This is a genomic window from Williamsia sp., assembly GCF_016462415.1.
Taxonomy (GTDB): domain Bacteria; phylum Actinomycetota; class Actinomycetes; order Mycobacteriales; family Mycobacteriaceae; genus Williamsia_A.
Genome location: NZ_JAEMTF010000222.1, coordinates 1 through 2084, shown reverse-complemented (window position 1 = coordinate 2084; position 2084 = coordinate 1). Strand labels below are relative to the sequence as shown.

The following is a 2084-nucleotide window of genomic DNA, read 5'->3' as shown; positions in this document are numbered from 1 at the left end:
ATTGACGAAGCGACGACGGTTGCGAGCGATATTTCATCGCCGCAATCGTCGTCGCAGTCTGTGTGCGGCGGGTTAATCTGCCGCCATGGACACCGCGAGCGTGACGAAGCAGTTGACCCGAACGGCGATCGTCGCGATGGGCTGTGCTCTCGCGGCTGTCGCGATCCCGGCCGGAACGGCCGGTGCGACACCGAGTTCGGGGATCAGTGCGGTGACGCTGGGTTCCGCGGACATCCCCGCCGGGTTGCTGCCGTTCATCAGCGGGCCCGGTGAGGCGACGGCGCGGGAGATCACCATCAAACCCGGTGGGACCACCGGGTGGCATTGGCATGACGGCCCGATCTTCGGCATCGTGAAATCGGGGACGCTGACCCACCCCGGATCCGACTGCAAGCCGGTCATCTACCGCGCCGGTGACTTCATCAACGAACCTGCAGGCATCCGCAACACCCATCGGGGTGTGAACCTGACGAAGAGCGACGTCGTCCTCGATGTCGTGTACGTGCTGCCCAAGGGCAAGCCGTTCTTCGAGGACGCGGCCGCCCCGGCCTGCGACACCCCGCGGTAGCCGACGGGAAACGCGCGCCGTCCGTTCAGGCGCGCGCCGAGGGTCGCGCGCGTGCGCACGGTGGGCGCGCGTCGGTCGGCCCATCGTCGACATCTGAGATGATCACGGACGTGACCACGCCCGATGACACCGAGCACGCCCCCGACCGCAGTTTCGAGTTCGGCACCCCGCTCGAGGGCACCCTCGGTCGGACGGGTGTGATCCACACGCCGCACGGTGACATCGCGACCCCGGCCTTCATCCCGGTCGGCACCAAGGCGACGGTGAAAACCGTGTTGCCCGAGGCGGTTGCGGACCTCGGTGCGCAGGCGGTGTTGGCCAACGCGTACCACCTCTACCTGCAGCCCGGCCCGGCGATCATCGACGCCGCCGGCGGGTTGGGGAAGTTCATGAACTGGCCCGGCCCGACCTACACCGACAGCGGTGGATTCCAGGTGATGTCGCTGGGCGTCGGGTTCAAGAAGGTCATCTCGATGGAGGTCCGCGACACCGAGAACGACGACGTCATCGCGCCGGGCAAGGAGCGGCTCGCGCGGGTCGACGACGATGGCGTGACGTTCAAGTCGCACCTGGACGGGACCACGCACCGGTTCACCCCGGAGGTGTCGATGCAGATCCAGCACCAGCTCGGTGCCGACATCATCTTCGCCTTCGACGAGCTGACCACGTTGATGAACACCCGCCCGTATCAGGTGAATTCGCTGGAGCGGACCCGACTGTGGGCGATCCGGTGCCTCGCCGAGCACAACCGGCTCACCGCCGAGCGCAGCCACCGTCCGGTGCAGTCGCTGTGGGGTGTGATTCAGGGGGCGCAGTACGAGGATCTGCGTCGGCTCGCGGCACGGGACCTGATGGAGGCGAGTCGCCGGGACCAGGACGCGGGCGGGCGTGGGTTCGGCGGCTACGGGATCGGCGGCGCGCTCGAGAAGGAGAACCTCGGTCGCATCGTCGGTTGGGTGAACTCGGAACTGCCCACCGAGACCGCGAAGCATCTGCTGGGCATCAGCGAGCCGGACGACATCTTCACCGCGATCGAGAGCGGTATCGACACGTTCGACTGCGTCTCGCCGTCACGGGTGGCGCGCAATGGTGCGATCTATTCGTTCGACGGTCGCTACAACGTCACCAACGCGCGCTTCCGCAGCGATTTCGGGCCGCTCGATCCGGAGCTCGACAACTACGCCACGCAGTACAGCCGCGCCTACATCCACCACCTGTTCAAGGCGAAGGAGGGGTTGGCGTCGACGCTGTGCACGATCCACAACGAACACTTCATCGTCACCCTGGTCGACCGCGCTCGGCAGGCCATCGAGGACGGCACGTACGCGGAGTACCGCGACGCCTTCCTCGCGCGCTACTACGCGGGCAGCCGGTAGGCCGCCCGCGTAGCAGCGGTATCGCAGGTCCTCGGGACGATCAGACGCGGACGACGCGCGTGCCGCCTGCGAACTTGTCGTGCAGTCCCTGCTTGTTGGGGTCGTTGTTGATGGTCACGCCGATGGCGATGACCAGTGCC

2 protein-coding genes and 1 pseudogene are annotated in these 2084 nt (G+C 66.9%); 2 read left to right on the top strand and 1 reads right to left on the bottom strand.

Going from position 1 to position 2084, the window contains the following annotated elements; genetic code table 11:
- Positions 1 to 136: 136 nt before the first annotated feature.
- The gene (locus JHC79_RS23550; RefSeq protein ID WP_296395487.1) at positions 137 to 568 is read left to right on the top strand and encodes a cupin domain-containing protein; all 432 of its coding nucleotides are present in this window, start codon (positions 137 to 139) and stop codon (positions 566 to 568) included.
- A gap of 98 nt (positions 569 to 666) precedes the next feature.
- Positions 667 to 1944 carry a tRNA guanosine(34) transglycosylase Tgt gene (gene tgt / locus JHC79_RS23545; protein WP_296395485.1) on the top strand — a complete coding sequence of 426 codons (1278 nt, stop codon included), beginning with the start codon at positions 667 to 669 and terminating at the stop codon, positions 1942 to 1944.
- A gap of 40 nt (positions 1945 to 1984) precedes the next feature.
- Here tgt and JHC79_RS23540 read toward each other — a convergent pair.
- Positions 1985 to 2084 (bottom strand): annotated as a pseudogene (locus JHC79_RS23540) (RDD family protein); the annotation flags it as partial.